Here is an 18968-nt window from a genome sequence, read left to right on the forward strand (position 1 = left end):
AGAAGTGTTTTCATGATGCGGAATACTCGGCGTCGAGGAAGCGCCGCAGCCGGGCCATGAAATCCTCCGGGGCCTCCGCATGCACCCAGTGGCCGATGCCGGGCATCGCCTGCAGCGCTGCCGCCGGGAAGTACCGGTGGATGGCGGCCGCGCCGTCGCTGTCCACGTAGTCCGAGGCGCCGCCGTGGATGAAGGCGGCGGGCCCCTCCCAGCGGCCGTCCAGGGCCGGCCAGCCCTCGATCACGGGGATCTGGCCGGCAAGCAGGTCGAGCGGTATGCGCCAGCTCCAGCCGCCTGCCTGGCGCTGCAGGTTGGTGAGCAGGAACTGTCGCACCAGCGGCTCGGGGATGTCCCGCGCCAGCGCCGTGTCGGCGTCCTCCCGGCGCGTCAGGGCGTTCAGGTCCACCCGATGCAGCGCGGAGATGATCTCGCCGTGGTCGTGGTGATAGGCCACAGGGGCGATGTCCACCACCACCAGGGCGGCGAGGCGCTGTGGGCGCGTCAGCGCAAGCGCCATGGCGGTCTTGCCGCCCATGCTGTGGCCTACCACCGCGGCGCGCTCGACCCCCTCGCGGGCGAGCAGCGCATCCACGTCCGCCGCCATCGCCCGGTAGTCCATGTCGGCGACGTGCGGCGAGCGTCCGTGGTTGCGCAGGTCGGGCAGCAGCACGCGATAGCGATCCGCCAGCGCCCGTGCCTGGCTGCGCCAGTTGTTGCCCGAGCCGTAGAGGCCGTGCAGGAACACCAGCGGCGGTCCGGACCCGGTCTCGGTGCAGGCGAGCTCGACGGTCTGCGTCATCCCTGTGCCTCCCGGGCCGGGGCGAGCGCCGCGCCGGGGCTGCCGCCGCCCTCGGCGGCGCTCACCTGGGAGAGCTGGCGCAGCTCCTGGAGGCCGACGCCGAGCATGGCGAGCTCGGGCTGGGGCGTCGCCTGAAGGGCCTCCATGGTGCGGCCGAGCCGCTCCACCATGTTGGCGTGGCGGGCGCTCCATTCGGCGACCCGCGCCTCCGCGTCGCCGGGGCCCGTGGCCCCGAGGATGGCCACGGTGACCAGGCGCTGCTGGACGAAGAACTCCTCCTCGAGCCCGGCCCGGTAGCGCTCCTGCCAGGGATCGGCGGCGCGGAAGGCGGCGATGGCGGTGCGCAGGCCATCCAGGCCGAGATGGCGCCCGGCCTCGAAATACAGCCGCGCGGTCTCTTCCAGCTCCGCACCGGTGTCGGTGCAGGCCTTGACCAGATCCAGCACCGCGAACAGGGGCTCCAGCCGGGAGACGCGGCCGGCCAGCGCCTCCGGCACACCGTCGGCCACCAGGCCGTCGCGCTCTGCGGCCAGATGCTCGCGGTCGGGCGCCGCCAGCAGCTCCTCCAGGCGGGACTCGAGGCGGCTCACCGCCGGGCGGATGTGGCCGATGGTCTCGCCGATGTCCAGCGGCGGCGGCGCATTGCGCAGCAGCCAGACGGTGGCCCGCTCCTGCAGGTGGCAGATGCGCTGCAGCAGCTGCGCCTGCAGCGCCGCGGGGGCCTGGTTGTCGAGCCGGTCCACCTCGTGCCAGAGCCCGCGCAGGCCGTAGATGTCGCGGGCCGCGAGGTAGGCGCGGGCGGCCTCCTCCGCACCGCAGCCCGTGGTGTTGCCGAGGCGGAACAGGAAGGTCGCGCCCATCCGGTTGAGGATGTGGTTGGTGAGCGAGGTGGCGATGATCTCCCGGCGCAACGGGTGGGCCGTGACCCGCTCCGGAAAGCGCTCGCGCACTGGGCGCGGGAAGTAGTCCAGCAGGTCCTCGTCGAGCTCCTCGGAGGCCACCAGGGCCGAGTCCAGCAGCCCCTCGTAGGTCTGCAGCTTGGAATAGGCGAGCAGCACCGCGAGCTCCGGGCGGGTGAGTCCCTGTCCCAGCTTGTTGCGCTCGCCGAGGGCGTCGTCGTCCGGCAGCTTCTCCACCAGCCGGTCGAGACGCCCGGCCCGCTCGAGCTCGCGCATGAAGCGGCCGTGCTCGTCGAGCATCGGCGCCGCCCGCGCCTCCATCAGGCTCAGTCCCTGGGTCTGGCGGTAGTTGTTGGCGAGCACCAGGGACGCCACCTCGTCGGTCATGTCCCGCAGCAGGCGGTTGCGCTGCTTCAGGGTCAGGTCGCCGTCGTCCACAACGCGGTTGACTAGGATCTTGATGTTGACCTCGTGATCGGAGCAGTCGACGCCGCCGGAGTTGTCGATGGCGTCGCTGTTGACCCGGCCGCCGCCCAGGGCGAAGGCGACCCGTCCCAGCTGTGTGATGCCGAGGTTGCCGCCCTCGCCGATCACCTTGCAGCGCAGGTCCTCGGCGTCCACGCGCACGGCGTCGTTGGTCTTGTCGCCGACGTCGGCGTCGCTCTCCTCGGCGGCCTTGACGTAGGTGCCGATGCCGCCGTTCCAGAGCAGGTCCACCGGCGCCCGCAGGATGGCACTGATGAGCTCGGCCGGTGTCAGCCGGCTTGCCTCGATGCCAAGAGCCGCCCGGGACTCCTTCGACAACGGGATCGACTTTGCGCTGCGCGGCCACACACCGCCGCCCCTGGAGATCAGGCTGGTGTCGTAGTCCGCCCAGGTGGAGCGGTCGAGGCCGAACAGGCGCTCACGCTCGACATAGCTGGTCTCCGGGTCGGGATCCGGGTCGAGGAAGATGTGCCGGTGGTCGAAGGCGCCGATCAGCCGGATCTGGCGCGAGAGCAGCATGCCGTTGCCGAAGACGTCGCCGGACATGTCACCGACGCCGACCACGCTGAACGGCTCGCGCTGGATGTCGCGGCCGAGCTCGCGGAAGTGGCGCTTCACCGCCTCCCACGCGCCGCGGGCGGTAATGCCCATCTTCTTGTGGTCGTAGCCACTGGAGCCGCCGGAGGCGAAGGCGTCGCGCAGCCAGAAGCCGTACTCCTCGGCCACCGCGTTGGCGTCGTCGGAGAAGGTCGCCGTGCCCTTGTCGGCCGCCACCACCAGGTACGGGTCGTCGTCGTCGTGGCGCACCACGTCCGGCGGTGGTACCACCGCTCCCTCGACGATGTTGTCGGTGACGTCCAGCAGTGCGCGGATGAAGGTGCGATAGCACTCCAGCACTTCCGCCTGCAGGGCGCTGCGCTCCTCGGGCAGGTGCTTGCAGACGAACCCGCCCTTCGCGCCCACTGGCACGATCACGGCGTTCTTCACCATCTGCGCCTTCATCAGCCCAAGGACCTCGGTGCGGAAGTCCTCCCGCCGATCGGACCAGCGCAGGCCGCCGCGGGCCACCTTGCCGCCGCGCAGGTGCACACCCTCCACCCGCGGCGAGTAGACGAAGATCTCATAGGCCGGCACGGGTTTGGGCACGCCGGGTATGGCGTCGGGCCGGAGCTTGAAGGCGAGATACCCGCGCGCCCGGCCGTCGCCGTCGCGCCGGAAGTAGTTGCTGCGCAGCGTCGCCTGCACGGCGGCGAGGAGGCGGCGCAGGATGCGGTCCTCGTCGAGGCTTGCCACCGCCTCCAGCGCACCCTCCAGGGTCTCCGCCAGCCGCTCGGCACGGGCGTCGTCGCGCCGCTCCGGATCGAGGCGGGCGCGGAACAGGGCCACCAGCGAGGCGGCGATGTCCGGGTTGGCGGCCAGCGTCTCCTCGACGTAGGCCTGGCTGTAGCTGGTGCCGGCCTGGCGCAGGTAGTGGGCGTAGGCGCGCAGGATGACGATGTCCCGCCAGCCGAGGCCGGCGGCGAGGACCAGGCGGTTGAAGCCGTCATCCTCGGCCTCGTGCCGCCAGACCGCCGCGAACGCCTCCTGGAAGGCCTCGCGCACCCGGTCCGTGTCCAGCGTGCCGGCGCCCTCGTGGGCCAGCCCGAAGTCGTGGATCCAGCAGGGGGTGTCGTCCTCGCGCTCGATGTCGTACGGACGCTCGTCCACCACCTGCACGCCCATGTGCTCGAGCACCGGCAGCACGTCGGACAGGGTGATGGGCTGCTCGGCATGGAAGAGCTTGAAGCGCAGGGTGCCTTCCGGCGCCTCCAGCGGCCGGTACAGGCTGATCGAGAGATCCCCGGCCCGATGCAGCGTCTCCAGGCGCTCGATATCCAGCGCGGCCGCCCGGGGGCTCGTGTCCTCCCGGTAGGCGGCGCCGAAGCCGTCGCCATAGCGCTGGTGCAGCGCGGTGCCGCGCTCCTCGCCGTAGTGCTCGAGCAGCGCCCGGTAGAGGTCGTCCGACCAGGAGCGCATGGTGTCGGCTATGCGCCGCTCCAGCGCGGCGTGGTCGTAGGCCGGGCGGCCGGGTGTGCGCAGGTGCACGATGAAATGGATGCGCGCCAGCACCGCCTCGGAGAGCTGGACCGAGAACTCCGAGTGCGCGGCGTCGAAGGTCTCGGCGAGGATTTCCTGCATCCGCTGGCGCACCTCGGTGTTGTAGCGCTCCCGGGGGGCGTAGACGAGGCAGGAGACGAAGCGCCCGAACGGGTCGTAACGCACGAACAGCCGCACCCGCTGGCGCTCCTGCAGCTGCAGGATGCCGAGCGCGGTGGCATAGAGCTCGTCCACCGAGGACTGGAACAGCTCGTCCCGCGGGTAGGTCTCGATGATGTTCACCAGCGCCTTGCCGGCGTGGCTGTTGGGGCGCAGGTCCGCCCGCGCCAGCACCGCCTCGACCTTGCGCCGCAGCAGCGGGATGGTGCGCGGATTGCGGTTGTAGGCCGCGGAGGTGTAGAGCCCGAGGAAGCGGTGCTCGCCGATGACCTCGCCCCTGGCGTTGTAGCGCTTGACGCCGATGTAGTCCATGTAGCCCGGCCGGTGCACCGTGGCGCGGCTGCTGGACTTGGTCAGTACCAGCGGATCCGGGTCGCGGGCGCGACTGCGCAGGTCGTCCGGCAGGGCGTCGAAGCTTGCGGAGATGCGCTGGCGGCTGCCGCCGTCGCGCAGCAGGCCGAGGCCCGAGTCGGCGACGGCTTGCAGGACGTCACGGCCGCGGCGCTGCCGCAGGTCGTAGCGCCGGTAGCCGAGAAAGGTGAAGTGGTCCGCTGCCACCCAGCGCAGGAACTCCACGACCTCGTCGACGTACTCGCCGTCGACGCCCGGCGGGTTGCGGCGCAGGGCGCGCACGGCGGTATCCACCTGGCCGCGCATCGCCTTCCAGTCGGCGACGGTGACCTCGACGTCCTCCAGCACCGCCCGGAGGTCGTCATGAATGGCCTGCAGCCGCTCGGGGCGGCTCTGGCGGTCGACCTCGAAGTGCATCCAGGCCTCGGTGACGCCATGCCGGTCGCCATCCGCCAGCAGCCCCGTGAGGCGGTCGCCGTCGCGGGCGACGGTGAGCACCGGATGGATGATGAGGTGGATGGTGAGCCCGTGGCGGTTGAGCGCCATGGACAGGGAGTCCACCAGGAACGGCCGGTCGTCGGTGACGATCTGCACGACGCTGTGGGTGCACTCCCAGCCGTTCTGCTCCGGGTCCGGGTTGTAGACGTGGATGAGCGGCTGTCCCGGCGTTCGCCGTCCGCCCAGGGTCCAGTGGGAGAGCGCGGCGCCGTAGAGGTTACCGACGTCGCTGTAGCCGATATCCTCGGGCGCGAGGCCGGCGTAGTAGATCCGCACGAAGCGCTCGACGTCCGCCACCTGGTCCTGGGACCAGCGTTCGCGCACGCGCTCGACGGTCGCCTCGATGGCCGCTTCGCGAAGCTCGTTGTCGCTGCCGTTCTTCATGTCGGCTCCTCGGCTCCCCCATGCGCACCGCCATGGTGCGTCCTTCCGTCTAAGCCTAGTCTGCCAGTATCGCCGAGCCACGGCTGCGGGCGGATCAGCCGTGCGTCCAGCCGCAGCGCCACGCCGGCCATGTTGTAGCCCACCCCGGAGCCCACAAGGGTGATCAGGTCCCCGGGGCCGGCGAGGCCGCGCTCAAGCGCGTCGTCCAGGGCAATAGGCACGCAGGCGGAGCCGGTGTAGCCGTAGCGGTCCATCACCCGCGGCGCCCGCTCGAGCGGCAGGCCGAGGCGCGTGCAGACGGTTTCGATGCTGCCGGCGTTGACCTGGGTGAACACGGCGAGGTCCACCGACGCCGGGTCGAACCCGCCGCGGCGTCCCAGCCGCCGCATGACCTCGGGCCAGCCCTCGTCGTTGATCTCCGGGGGGTAGCGCCCATTGAGCTGCACACGGGTGCGCCCGGCGCGCACCGCCTCGATGCTGGCCGGCTCCGCGGTGCCACCGGCGGGGATGCCCCAGCGCTCGGCGTAGCGGCCATCGGCGAGGAACGCCGAGGCAATCACGCCGCCCGTCTCCGCCGGCTCCACCACCGCGGCCCCGGCGCCGTCGCCGTAAAAGAACACCATCGGGTCCTCGGGGTCGGCCAGGCGCTGCATGAGGTAGGCGCCCACCACCAGCACGCTGCGCAGCTCCGGCTGGGTGGCGATCAGGCCGTTGGCCGTGGCCAGCGCGGTGGGGAAAGAGGCGCAGGCGCAGCCGATGTCGAAGGTGCCGGCCTGATGGGCGCCCAGCTTGGCCTGGAGGATGACGCTGGTGGCCGGCGTGATCTGGTCTGGAGTGTCGGTGCCGAGGAGAATCAGGTCGACCTCCCCGGGGCCGCGTCCCGCGCGCTCCAGGGCCTGCCTGGCCGCGCGCAGGGCGAGATCGGAGGTGGCCCAGTCGTCGGGGGCGTACCAGCGCTGCCGGATCCCGGAGCCGGCTTCCAGCTTGTCGATGACGTGTCCCTTGCCGAGGGGCTCGAAGCGCGCGCGCAGCTCGTCGTTGGTCACGAGACGCTCGGGGAGGTAGCGTCCGGTGGCGACGATGGTAGCGGTGCGCGGCATTCGTTCCTGGTTCCGGTCTGCGTTCTGTGCGCCTTCGGCGCGGGTTTATCTCTGCGGTTCTGGCCTCGGTGCCGGGGGCGAGGTGGGCGGTGACCCTTTTCGGGACACGCCGTGGATCCATCCCTGGAGGCTCCACTGCGGCATCCCTGCCGCAGAGGGTCCCGAAATGGGTCACCACCCACCTCGCCCGCACCCGCCGGGGCGCGGTCAGGTGTGGTCGCAGCGCCACCGCTGGTGGGGGATGGTTGGGGCGTGCAAGCGCTGCGCGCTCGCACGCCTGTTTACACTCCACCTTTCACCGCGGCGGGGATGCCTGCCCGTGCGCCTGAATTCTCCTCCTCTCAAGAAGGCCCGAGCTGCCACCATGCGGTGATGGGCGGGGATCGGGTGCTCCTTCCCGGGACCCTTTGCGGCATGGATGCCGCAATGGAGCCTACAGGGATGTATTCACGGCGTGTCCCGGGAAGGAGCACCCGATCCCCGCCTGGGCAACCGCCGTGATGTAACACTCAAGGCACGCTTCACGCCTTCTTTTTCTTCGGAATGTACAGATCCGTCAGCGTCCCCGCCGCGGCCTCCGCCGCCATGCCTACCGTCTCCGAGAGGGTCGGGTGGGGATGGATGGTGAGGCCGATGTCGTGCATGTCCGCGCCCATCTCGATGGCCAGGCCCACCTCTGCGATCAGGTCGCCCGCGTTGGGGCCGACGATGCCGGCGCCGATCACCTGCTCGGTGTCGGCGTCGAAGATCAGCTTGGTGATGCCCTCGTCGCGGCCGAGGGAGAGCGAGCGGCCGTTGGCGGCCCAGGGGAAGTTGCCGATCTCCACCTTGCGGCCTTCCGCCTTCGCGTGCTCCTGGGTCACACCCACCCAGGCCACCTCGGGGTCGGTGTAGGCGACCGAAGGAATGACCCGGGCGTCGAAGGCGCTCTTCTCCCCGGCGGCGCATTCCGCGGCCACCTTGCCCTCGTGCACCGCCTTGTGGGCAAGCATGGGCTGGCCGATGATGTCGCCGATGGCGTAGATGTGCGCGACGCTGGTGCGCATGTGCTCGTCGGCGCGGATGCAGCGGCTGTCGTCCAGCTCGACGCCGGTGGCCTCGATGTTGATGAGATCCGTGTTCGGCCGCCGGCCGACGGAGACCAGCACGCGGTCGAAGGTGTCCTTCTCCGGCGTCTTCTCGCCCTCGAAGTGAACCGTCACCGACTTCGCGCCCGGCTCCATCTTCGTGACCTTGCTGTTCAGGAAGACGTTGGCGTAGCGCTTGTCGATGATCTTGCGGAAGGGCTTGACGATGTCCGGGTCGGCGCCGGCCATGACCCGGTCCAGCATCTCCACCACGGTGATCTCGCTGCCGAGGGCGTGGTAGACCGAGGCCATCTCCAGGCCGATGATGCCGCCGCCCACCACCAGCAGGCGCTTCGGCACCTCCTCGAGCTTGAGCGCGTCGGTGGAGTCCATGATGCGCGGGTGGTCCAGGTCGAAGCCCGGCGGGGCGGCCGGGCGCGAGCCGGCGGCAATGATGCAATTGCGGAAGCTGATGGTGCGCTCGCCGTCGTCGCCTGCCACCTTCAGATGATGGTCGTCGACGAAGCCGGCGCGGCCGTGCACCACCTCCACCTTGCGCTGCTTGGCGAGGCCCTTGAGGCCGCCGGTGAGCTTGCCGACGACGCTGTCCTTCCAGCTGCCGAGCTTCTTCAGGTCGATCTTCGGCTTGCCGAAGCGGATGCCGTTGTCGGCGAAGAACTCCGCCTCGTCGATGACCTTGCCGGCATGCAGCAGCGCCTTGGACGGGATGCAGCCGACGTTCAGGCAGACGCCGCCGAGGCTCGGGTAGCGCTCGACGAGGATGGTCTTGAGGCCCAGGTCCGCGGCCCGGAAGGCGGCGGTGTAGCCGCCCGGGCCGGCGCCGAGGACGACCACGTCGCAGTCGGCATCGGCCGGGGCTGGGCCGCTGGCCGCCGGGGCCGGGCCCTTGGCGGCGGGTTTCTCCGCAGGGGCCGCTGGCTCGGCCGCCGCCTGCTCCGGCGCCGGCTCGGCCGCCGGCGCCTCCTGGCCGCCGCCGGTGCCCTCGGCCGGTTCGGCCAGCAGGATGAGGTCTCCCTCGGCGACCTTGTCGCCCACCTTCACCTTCAGCTGCTTCACGGTGCCGGCGAAGGGCGCGGGCACCTCCATGGTGGCCTTGTCGCTCTCCAGCGTGATCAGCGACTGCTCGGCCTCGACGGTGTCGCCCTCGGCGACCAGCACCTCGATGATGTCCACCGCGTCGAAATCGCCGATGTCGGGGACGCGGACTTCCTTTGCTTCTGCCATGGCTTGCCGCCCCTCCCGAGTTACAGAATCAGCCGGCGCAGGTCACCCAGCAGGCCGGCGAGGTAGGTGGTGAAGCGTGCCGCGGCGGCGCCGTCGATCACGCGGTGGTCGTAGGAGAGGCTCAAGGGCAGCATCAGGCGCGGGACGAACTGGCTGCCGTCCCACACCGGCTTCTGGCTCGACTTGGACACCCCGAGGATCGCCACCTCCGGGGCGTTGACGATGGGCGTGAACGCGGTGCCGCCGAGCCCGCCGAGGCTGGAGATGCTGAACGTGCCGCCCTGCATGTCCCCGGGGCCGAGCTTGCCGTCCCGCGCCTTGCCAGAGAGCGTGGCCAGGTCGGCGGCGATGTCGTAGACGCCCTTCCTGTCGGCGTCCTTGATCACCGGCACCACCAGGCCCTGCGGGGTGTCCACGGCGACGCCGATGTTGACGTACTTCTTCAGGATCAGCGCATCGCCTGACGGCTTGAGCGAGCTGTTGAAGTTGGGGAATTCCACCAGCGCACGGGCCGAAGCCTTCACCAGGAAGGCCAACGGCGTGAGCTTCACGCCCGCCTTCTCCGCGGCGGCCTTCTCCGCCTGGCGGAAGGCCTCCAGCTCGGTGATGTCCGCCTCGTCGAACTGGGTGACATGGGGGACGTTCAGCCAGCTGCGGTGCAGATGCGGCCCGGAGAGCTTCTTGATCCGGGACAGCGGCTGCTCCTCGACCTCGCCGAACTTGCTGAAGTCCACCTCGGGGATGGGTGGGATGCCCATGCCGCCAGCCGCCGCGGGGGCCGCCGCCGGCGCCGCCGCACCAGCGCCGCCCTGCAGGGCGCGCTTGACGAAGGCCTGGACATCCTCGCGGGTGATCCGGCCCTTACGCCCGGTGCCCTGGACCTGCTCCAGCGGCACGCCAAGCTCGCGGGCGAAGCGGCGCACCGACGGCCCGGCGTGAGCGAGGCGCTGCTTCTCGGGGTCGATAGGGCGCTCGATGGGCTCGTGGTCCATCTCCAGCGAGCTGTCAGCGGTGGGCCCGCGGGGCGGGATGGAGGGAGCGGCGCCGGCGTCCTCCTCCGGCAGCGAGGCCGCGCCGCTCGGCGCCTCCTCCTGCGCTGCGGCGGGCGCCGGCGCCTTCTCCGCGGTTGCCGGGGCCGGGGCGCCGCCGCTGGTCTCCAGCCGCACGATGGGCGTGCCCTCGGAGACCTTGTCCCCGACCTTGATCAGCACCTCGCTGACCTTGCCCGCCTGGGGCGAGGGCACCTCCATCGAGGCCTTGTCGCTCTCCAGGGTGATCAGCGGCTGCTCGGCCTCCACTTCGTCGCCGGCGGCGACCAGCACCTCGATCACGTCCACGGCGTCGAAGTCGCCGATGTCGGGGACGGTGACGGTCTCGGTACCGCCGCCGCCACCGCCACCGGAGGCGCTCGCCGCCGGCGCCTCCTCCGCCGGGGCCGCCTCGGGCTTCTCGCCACCGGCGTCCTTGTCCGCTGCTGCGGCGTCGTCGCCGCCACCCTCGCCGGCGACCTCGAGCTTGATCACGGCAGTGCCCTCGGCGACCTTGTCGCCGACCCCGACCAGCACCTCCTTCACCGTCCCCGCCTCCGGGCAGGGCACCTCCATGGTGGCCTTGTCGCTCTCCAGCGTGATCAGCGAGTCCTCCGCCTGGACCTGGTCGCCAGCGGATACCAGCACCTCGATCACGTCCACGGCATCGAAGTCGCCGATGTCGGGGACGTGGATTTCCTTCACCTCTGCCACGGGGAATCCTCCTGCCGCAGTGCGCGCGAACGCGGACGGGGCGGCTCCGGGCCGCCCCGTCGTTTCCCAACCCTCAGACAGTGACGGGGTTGGGCGCGTCGGCGTCGATGTTGTACTTCTTGATGGCCTCGGTGACCTTCTTCGCAGGTATCGTGCCCTCGTCGGCGAGGGCCTTCAGCGCTGCCACCGTGACGTAGTAGCGGTCCACCTCGAAGAACCGGCGCAGGTTCTCCCGGGTGTCGGAGCGCCCGTAGCCATCCGTGCCCAGGACCACGAAGCGGCGGTCCAGGTAGGGGCGGATCTGGTCGGCGAACGAGCGCATGTAGTCCGTGGACGCCACCACGGGGCCGCCGTGCTTCTCGAGGCACTGGGCGACATAGGGCACCCGCGGCTTTTTCTCCGGGTGCAGCATGTTCCAGCGCTCGCAGTCGATGCCCTCCCGGCGCAGCTCGGTGAACGAGGGGCAGCTCCAGAGATCCGAATCCACCCCCCAGTCCTGCTTGAGCAGCTCGGCGGCGGCGATCACCTCCATGAAGATGCTCCCCGAGCCCATCAGCTGCACCCGGGTCTTGCCGCGTCCGCCCTTGCGGAACAGGTACATGCCCTTGCGGATGCCCTCCTCGGCGCCCTTCGGCATGGCCGGCTGGTGGTAGTTCTCATTGAGCATGGTGATGTAGTAGAAGACCGATTCCTGGTCCTCGTACATCCGCTTCAGCCCGTCCTGGATGATCACCGCCATCTCGTAGGCGAAGGTCGGGTCGTAGGAGCGGCAGTTCGGCACCACCGCGCTCATCAGGTGGCTGTGGCCGTCCTCGTGCTGCAGCCCCTCGCCGTTCAGCGTGGTGCGCCCGGCGGTGCCACCCATGAGGAAGCCCTTGGCCTGCATGTCGCCGGCGGCCCACCAGAGATCGCCCACCCGCTGGTAGCCGAACATCGAGTAGTAGGCGAAGAAGGGCACCATCTCCACACCGTGGTTGGTGTAGGCGGTGGCCGCGGCGATCCAGCTCGACATCGCCCCCGCCTCGTTGATGCCCTCCTGGAGGATCTGCCCCTTCTTGTCCTCCCGGTAGTACATCAGCTGATCGGCGTCCTGGGGCTCGTAGAGCTGGCCCTTGGCGGAGTAGATGCCGATCTGGCGGAACAGGCCCTCCATGCCGAAGGTCCGCGCCTCGTCGGGGACGATGGGCACCAGATGCTTCGCCAGCGGCTTCTCGCGGGCGATCACGGCCAGTGCGCGCACGAACGCCATGGTGGTGGACATCTCGCGCTCGCCGCTGTCGCGCAGCAGCACCTCGAAGGCGGAGAGCTCCGGCACCTTGAGGGGCTTGGCGTCGGTGCGTCGCTGCGGCAGATAGCCGCCGAGGTGGCGCCGGCGCTCGTGCAGGTACTGGATCTCGGGGCTGTCGTCGGCCGGCTTGTAGAACGGCGCCTCGGCCACCTGGTCGTCCGGCACCGGGATCTGGAAGCGGTCGCGGAACTGCTTCAGCGCCTGCTCGGCCATCTTCTTCTGCTGATGGGTGATGTTCTGGCCCTCGCCGGCATCGCCCATGCCGTAGCCCTTGACCGTCTTCGCCAGGATCACCGTGGGCTGGCCCTTGTGCCGGGTGGCCTCGGCGTAGGCGGCATAGACCTTGTGCGGATCGTGGCCGCCGCGGTTGAGCCGCCAGATGTCCTCGTCGGTCATGTTGGCGACCATCTCCTTCAGCTCGGGGTACTTGCCGAAGAAGTGCTCGCGGGTGTAAGCGCCGCCCTTGGCCTTGAAGTTCTGGTACTCGCCGTCGACGCATTCCTCCATGCGCTTGCGCAGAAGGCCCTTGGTGTCCTTGGCAAGCAGCGGGTCCCAGTACGAGCCCCAGATCACCTTGAGGACGTTCCAGCCGGCGCCGCGGAATTCACCCTCCAGCTCCTGGATGATCTTGCCGTTGCCGCGCACCGGCCCGTCCAGGCGCTGCAGATTGCAGTTGACCACGAAGATGAGGTTGTCCAGCTCCTCGCGGGCCGCCACGCCGATGGCGCCGAGGGACTCCGGCTCGTCCATCTCGCCGTCGCCGCAGAAGACCCACACCTTGCGGTCCTCGGTGTTGGCGATGCCGCGGTTATGCAGGTACTTCATGAACCGCGCCTGGTAGACGCCCATGATCGGCCCGAGCCCCATGGACACCGTCGGCAGCTGCCAGAAGTCGGGCATCAGCCAGGGGTGCGGATAGGAGGACAGCGGCTTGCCCTGCTTGGCGAGGTCGGCGCGGAAGTTGTGCAGGTCCTCCTCGGTGAGGCGGCCCTCGAGGAAGGCGCGGGCGTAGATGCCCGGCGCCGAGTGGCCCTGGATGAACACCAGATCGCCGCCGTGGTTCTCGCTCGGCGCGTGCCAGAAGTGGTTGAAGCCCACCTCGTAGAGGGTCGCGGAGGAGGCGAAGGAGGCGATGTGGCCGCCGATCCCCTCACGATCGCGGTTCGCCTGCACCACCATGGCCATGGCGTTCCAGCGGATAATGGAGCGGATGCGCCACTCCAGTGCGGCGTCACCGGGGGACTTCGCCTCCATCTGCGGCGGGATGGTGTTCTGGTAGGCCGTGGTGGCCTTGAACGGCAGCTGACCGCCGCGTCGCCGAGCCTGGTCCACCAGGGCCTCGAGCAGGAAATGGGCGCGCTCGGTGCCCTCGTACTCAAGTACGGCCTCCAGGGCCTCGAGCCATTCCCGGGTCTCCTCGGGATCGACGTCACCCGGAAGGGGGGTGGGGGTCAGTCTTGCCGCCATCGTTCACCTCTCGCTTGGGCCGCGGCGCGGCTGGCTGTCCGGTTCGGAAATTCGGCCTCGGGCCGGCTGCCTGCCGCCCGAGTATAGACACAGGCCGGGGCCTTCGTGGTGTTCGGGAAAGCCACGCAGGCCCTTGTTGCACCGCAAAAAAACGCCTGCTGGCCAAGACGCACACGCTAACGCAGCAGCCCGCGTCTGTCGTCTCATGATTTGAGACGCAGGCGATCAAATAGTGTGAGCAGGAAGGCAAAAACATGCTGCGCTGCCGCAAGAATCCCGGCAGCGCATTGATCCGGCAGCTTTGTTGCGACGCAGCGGAAAAAATCTGCTGATTAGCAACGCGCTTCTGCTATCACGGCGCCAGGAACCCGCGGCGCTGGAGCTACTGTAGCGGCCGTGCCGGGCGCGAGGCGGGGCAGGAGCGCCCGGGACACGCTGTGAATACGTCCCTGTAAGCTCGTAGGCGAGGTCCCTCTCGCCTACGGTCCCGGTCGCTCCTGCCCCGCCTCGCTCGGCCGACGTGGGTACCCGCCGCCGCGCGTATACCGGGGTGCTACTCCTCCAGCCAGTCCCGCGGCCGGAGATAGTCGCGGCTGAGGGCGGCCTCCGGGGTGTCCGGCTCCGGCTGCCAGCCGTACTCCCAGCGGGCGAGGGGCGGCAGCGACATGAGGATGGACTCGGTGCGCCCGCCGGACTGGATGCCGAACCGCGTGCCGCGGTCGAACAGCAGGTTGAACTCCACATACCGGCCCCGGCGGTAGAGCTGGAACTGGCGCTCGCGCTCGCCGTAGGGGGTGTCCCTGCGCCTGTTCACGATGGGCAGGTAGGCCTCCAGATAGGCATCGCCCACGGCGCGCATCAGCCCGAAGCAGTGCCCGAAGCCGCCCTCGTCGTAGTCGTCGAAGAACAGCCCGCCGATCCCCCGGGCCTCGTTACGGTGGGGCAGGTGGAAGTAGCGGTCGCACCACTGCTTGAAGCGCGGGTAGAGATCGTCGCCGTAGGGCGCGACGGCGTCCCGCGCAACCCGGTGCCAGTGCCGGCAGTCGGCGTCGAAGGGGTAGTAGGGCGTCAGATCGAAGCCGCCCCCGAACCACCAGACGGGCTCCGCCCCCTCGGCCTCCGCCAGGAAGAAGCGGACATTGGCGTGGGACGTCGGCACATAGGGATTGCGCGGGTGGACCACCAGCGAGACGCCCAGGGCCTGGAAGCTGCGCCCCGCGAGCTCGGGTCGGCGGTCGCTTGCCGTCGCCGGCAGCCGGTTGCCATGGACGTGGGAGAAGTTCACCCCCGCCTGCTCGAACACCGCGCCCCCGGCCAGCACCCGACTGCGCCCCCCGCCCCCGTCGGGCCGGTCCCAGCGGTCTTCGTGGAACCGCCCGCCATCCACGGCCGCCAGCTCCGCACAGATCCGGTCCTGCAGGTCGAGGAGGTAGGCATGAACGGCATTGGGATCGACGCTTGGCATAAAACACGAAACTCCGCATTCAGCGGCCAAAGAAGTCCGCCAGCGCCACCGTCTTCTCGGTGCCGTCACTGGCCAGCCGCAGGCTGCCATCCGCCTCCAGCCCCCGGGGTATGCCGGTCACCGGGCCCGCCGCGACGTGCACGGTGATCGGCTCCTCCCGCGAGAGCAGGCCGCGGGCGCGCAGGGACTGGCACACCGGCGCGAGGCCCTCCTCGTCCCAGCGCTGCAGCCAGTCCAGCAGGTAGCGCGCGTACCGCTCCAGGGCCTCACCCGGGGTGGTCTCCGCGGCCCCGTCCGCCACCAGCGAGGCGTACTCCCAGCCCTCCACCGGCGGCGCGACGTTGAGCTGCGTCGCCAGGATGGCGGCATCCGCCTGCGGGCGGTGAACCGCCACGCCGCCCACCTTGTGGCCATTGATGAGCAGGTCGTTGGGCCAGCGATAGTCGAGCCCGGTCATCGGCGGCAGCAGCTCCGCCACCGCAGTGCCCAGGGCCAGCAGACTCACCAGACCGAGCTCGGGCAGACGCTCGGCGGGAAACTCCGGGCGCAGCAGCACGGCCGCGTAGAGTCCGCCCGGGGGTGAGCGCCAGGCCTCCCGCTGGCCTCGCCCGGCCGCCTGCTCACCCACCCAGACCAGCAGCCCCTCGTCCGCCCCGGCGGCGGCCCGGCGCGCGGCCTCGTCCACAGCGCTGTCGGCCCGCTCGAGGAACACCGGGTCGTAGAGCGGCGGGAGCGTAGCGGCCAGCCGGGGGTCGCGTGGCTGATTGGTTGCCATCAGAGCCTCCCCGGAAGCGGGAAAATCGCGGGATGACGTAACTGCCCAAGTCTTGCCGCGGCCTCGCGGGCCCCCCACCGGCCGTGCCCGGTGCGGTGCGGGGCAGAAGCCCCGAGCGCGGGCGCCGCATACCCGGCCAGGCACCCACGCTGCCGTACCCCGGCGGCCGCGGAAAACAAGTTCGGCCTGCGCCGCCGACCAATGCTCATCGGCCACCCCCCGCCCGGCGCAGCGCATCCAGATGGCGGCGCAGCTTCTGCAGCTGGGGGGAGAGGACCTTGGTGGTGCCGGCGGCCCGGTCGTAGGCATCCTTCAGCAGCGCCGCGCCCTCCGCGCCACGGCCCGTGTCCCGGAGCAGCGCCGCCAGCCGGCAGAGACTGTCCACGTGCAGGCTGCTGTCGATCCCCATGATGCGCTCCAGCCGCCCCACCGCATCCCGCAGCAGCGGCTCCGCCTGATCCACCCGGCGCGCGTCCGCGTACAGTCCGCCGAGCTCCGCCGCCGTCATCGCCGTGTTCGGGTGATCCAGCCCGTAGAGCTCCGACCAGATCGCCAGATTCTCCCGGTACAGCGGCTCCGCCTCGTCGTAGCGGCGCGTCTCCCGCAGCAGGTCCGCCAGGTTGTTGACGCTGGTGGCTGTCGCCGGATGGCGCTCGCCGACCACCGCCTTCCAGACGGCCACCGCCTCGCGGTAGAGGGTCTCCGCCTCCTCGCGCTGGCCGGTGACGTCCAGCACCCCGGCCAGATTGTGCAGTGTCGTGGCCGTCTCCGCGTGCTCGCGGCCGAGGGCCGCGGTGCGGATCTCCAGCGCCCGGCGGAAGCAGCGCTCCGCCTCGGGGAAGCGCTCCAGGGCGTCCAGCGTGGTGCCCAGGTTATGCAGGCCGGCGGCCGTCGCCGGATGCCCCGGGCCGAACAGCGTCTGCGTGATGTCCAGCGCCTCGCGGTACCGGGCTTCGGCGCCGGCGTAGTCGTGGCCGGCGTAGAGTAGGCCGCCGAGGTTGTCCAGGGCGCTGGCCAGCGCGGGATGGGTGTCGCCGTAATGGCGGCGGGCGAGCTTGACGGCGCGCTCGAAGGGGGCGCGGGCGCGCTCCAGATGGTTCGCCGCCCGGTGCACGGCACCGAGGTTGGTCAGGTGCGGGATCAGCGCCGCGTCCTCGCGCCCGAGCGTCGCCTCGCGGGCCGCGAGCAGCCTGGCATAGGCCGAAGTTGCGCCGTCCAGGTCGTCGTTCGCTTCGAGGGTGGCGGCCAGGGCCGCACGGGTGGAGCGCGTGTCGGGGTGGTCCTCGCCGAGCGTTGTCTCCCTGAGCTCGAGCGCCTCTCTCAGGGGTGCCGCCGCGCCCGCCTGGTCGCCGGCCGCCGAGCGGCTAAGCGCGAGCTGATGCGCCGCCGCCGCCCGCGTCGGGCTCTCTGGCGCCAGGGCCTGCAGTCGGGTGTAGGCGGCTTCGCGCACGGCGCGGGCGGCGTCCGGCGCTTCCAGCTGCTCGAGGATGCGGCCGGCGCCGTCGTGGGCGAGGGCCATGCGCTCCACCTCCCCCGACTTGCGGCGCAGTGTGTCCAGAGCCTGGATCAGATGGCTGATGGCGGTGTCCCGAGCCGGCAGCTCCGCCCACAGGCTCTGCCAGGCAAAGGGTGCGCCGCGCCAGGCCGCCAGGGCCTCCGGCCGGGCCAGGGTCTCGAGCAGCCCGGTCCAGTCCGCGGCGAGCGCCAGATGGCGGGCGCGGGCGAGCGGCTCGTCGATCACCGCCGCAAGGCGGGCGTGGCAGGCCCGGCGCTCGGCACCCCCCGGCAGCAGCGTGCGGGCGACGGCGTCCCGCAGGCCCGCGTGGCGTAAGCGCCAGCGTCTGCCGTCCTGCAGCACCAGCGGATCGCCGGCGGGTTCCGGCAGGCCCAGGGCCGCCAGCGTCTCCGCGTCGAGACCAGTGGGGGCTGCCCAGAGCGCGCCCAGCAGCGGGACCCGCTCCGGCCCGACGTCCGCGAGCGCCGCGGCGACGGGGTCCTCGGCGCCGGCATAGTCCGGCAGCAGCGTGGCCGGGTCAGCCTCGCGGTTCATGTCGAGCCGCTCCCAGCCGAGCTCGCGCAGGCGCTCGGCGAGCAGCCCGCGGCGCGCGGTGGCCACCAGGGTGACCCCCGGCGGCAGGTGCGCCGGCAGCCAGTCCGGCTCGCCGGTGAGGTCGCTGCCGGTGATGCGGTCGAGGTCGTCGATGACGATGAGCGCCGGCCCGGTGCCGAGGCGCGCGAGCCACCCGGGCAGCGCCTCGCGCAGGCCGGACTCATCCAGCGGCAGGGCGTCGGCGGCGTCCAGTTGCCGGCGCAGCCGGGTCAGCAGCCCGTGGATCACGCCCGCGGGGCTGTCGCGGTCCGGTGCCAGTCCGGCCGCGTGGACGTGGCACCAGCGGCCTTCCCGAGCGGCGGCGAGCCAGGTCCGGAGCGTCGCCGTGCGGCCGCTCATCTCCGGGCCGGTGAGCAGCAGCCGGCGGCCGCCGCGGGCACTGTGGCCGAGATGCTCGGCCACGTTGTCGGCCGCCGGCAGGGGATCGACGTCGAGGCCCGGGGTATTGGCGGCCTCTGGACAGGGGGGCGCGCTGCGCGGCATGTTCATGCTGTCTGCGTGTCACACTATGGGTAGACGCGACATCTTGCGGCCAACGCCGCCTGTCGCCAAGCGTGTCACCCTCTTGGAGAGAGCAGGATGAGCGAGCACGTCGGCGCTGCGCCGATCGACCTGGATGCGCTGCTGGAGGCGGGGGACTCCCCCGACGCCGGTGCGCTGGTGGTCTTTGGCGGCACCGTCCGCCGCCACCACGACGGCAAGTCCGTCACCGCCATCGAGTATTCCGCCTACGAACCGCTGGCCGAGAGGGCCCTGGCGGAGGTCGAGGCGGAGACCATGGAACGTTTCGACATCCTCTCCTGCCTCATCCGGCACCGGGTCGGCAAGCTCGAGGTGGGGGAGCTCAGTGTCGTTGTGGTGGTGCGGGCGGCGCATCGTGCCGAGGCCTTCGAGGCCGGCCGCTACGCCATCGACACGCTGAAGAAGACCGCCCCGGTGTGGAAGCGCGAGGCCTACGCCGACGGCACCGAAGTCTATCTGCAGGGCGAGCCCCTGCCCGGCGCCGGCGCCTGAGCGCGCCGCGCCCCGGCACCGG

10 protein-coding genes are annotated in these 18968 nt (G+C 71.0%); 1 reads left to right on the forward strand and 9 read right to left on the reverse strand.

What is annotated here, in order from left to right; translation table 11 throughout:
- Positions 1 to 10: 10 nt before the first annotated feature.
- From LMH63_RS00260 to LMH63_RS00300, 9 genes are all read right to left on the reverse strand, one after another.
- Positions 11 to 799 (reverse strand): alpha/beta fold hydrolase, encoded by a 789-nt coding sequence (locus tag LMH63_RS00260; protein ID WP_109679235.1) that lies wholly within the window; start codon positions 797 to 799, stop codon positions 11 to 13.
- Positions 796 to 5673: an NAD-glutamate dehydrogenase gene (locus LMH63_RS00265; protein WP_109679236.1), complete on the reverse strand. Its 4878-nt coding sequence runs from the start codon at positions 5671 to 5673 to the stop codon at positions 796 to 798. Before LMH63_RS00265 ends, LMH63_RS00260 begins: the two co-directional genes overlap by 4 nt.
- Positions 5670 to 6773 (reverse strand): 3-oxoacyl-ACP synthase III family protein, encoded by a 1104-nt coding sequence (locus LMH63_RS00270; protein ID WP_109679237.1) that lies wholly within the window; start codon positions 6771 to 6773, stop codon positions 5670 to 5672. Before LMH63_RS00270 ends, LMH63_RS00265 begins: the two co-directional genes overlap by 4 nt.
- A gap of 521 nt (positions 6774 to 7294) precedes the next feature.
- Entirely contained in the window at positions 7295 to 9085 is a 1791-nt protein-coding gene (lpdA, locus tag LMH63_RS00275) for a dihydrolipoyl dehydrogenase (protein ID WP_109679238.1), read from the reverse strand.
- Between the two features lie 20 nt (positions 9086 to 9105).
- The gene (gene aceF / locus LMH63_RS00280) at positions 9106 to 10827 is read right to left on the reverse strand and encodes a dihydrolipoyllysine-residue acetyltransferase (protein ID WP_109679239.1); all 1722 of its coding nucleotides are present in this window, start codon (positions 10825 to 10827) and stop codon (positions 9106 to 9108) included.
- Between the two features lie 73 nt (positions 10828 to 10900).
- On the reverse strand, positions 10901 to 13582 hold the full coding sequence (gene aceE / locus LMH63_RS00285; RefSeq protein ID WP_109679240.1) for a pyruvate dehydrogenase (acetyl-transferring), homodimeric type: 2682 nt from the start codon (positions 13580 to 13582) through the stop codon (positions 10901 to 10903).
- Between the two features lie 553 nt (positions 13583 to 14135).
- The gene (hemF, locus tag LMH63_RS00290) at positions 14136 to 15047 is read right to left on the reverse strand and encodes an oxygen-dependent coproporphyrinogen oxidase (protein ID WP_109679241.1); all 912 of its coding nucleotides are present in this window, start codon (positions 15045 to 15047) and stop codon (positions 14136 to 14138) included.
- A gap of 19 nt (positions 15048 to 15066) precedes the next feature.
- Positions 15067 to 15822, reverse strand: a complete 756-nt coding sequence (locus LMH63_RS00295) for a biotin--[acetyl-CoA-carboxylase] ligase (protein ID WP_158280404.1) — start codon at positions 15820 to 15822, stop codon at positions 15067 to 15069.
- Positions 15823 to 16027: 205 nt separating this feature from the next.
- Positions 16028 to 18421: a tetratricopeptide repeat protein gene (locus tag LMH63_RS00300; protein ID WP_109679243.1), complete on the reverse strand. Its 2394-nt coding sequence runs from the start codon at positions 18419 to 18421 to the stop codon at positions 16028 to 16030.
- Positions 18422 to 18511: 90 nt separating this feature from the next.
- Here LMH63_RS00300 and LMH63_RS00305 point away from each other — a divergent pair, with 90 nt between their 5' ends.
- Entirely contained in the window at positions 18512 to 18946 is a 435-nt protein-coding gene (locus LMH63_RS00305; protein WP_109679244.1) for a molybdenum cofactor biosynthesis protein MoaE, read from the forward strand.
- The last annotated feature ends 22 nt before the right edge of the window (positions 18947 to 18968 follow it).

Origin of the sequence: Spiribacter halobius, from assembly GCF_020883455.1 — a bacterium.
GTDB lineage: Bacteria > Pseudomonadota > Gammaproteobacteria > Nitrococcales > Nitrococcaceae > Sediminicurvatus > Sediminicurvatus halobius.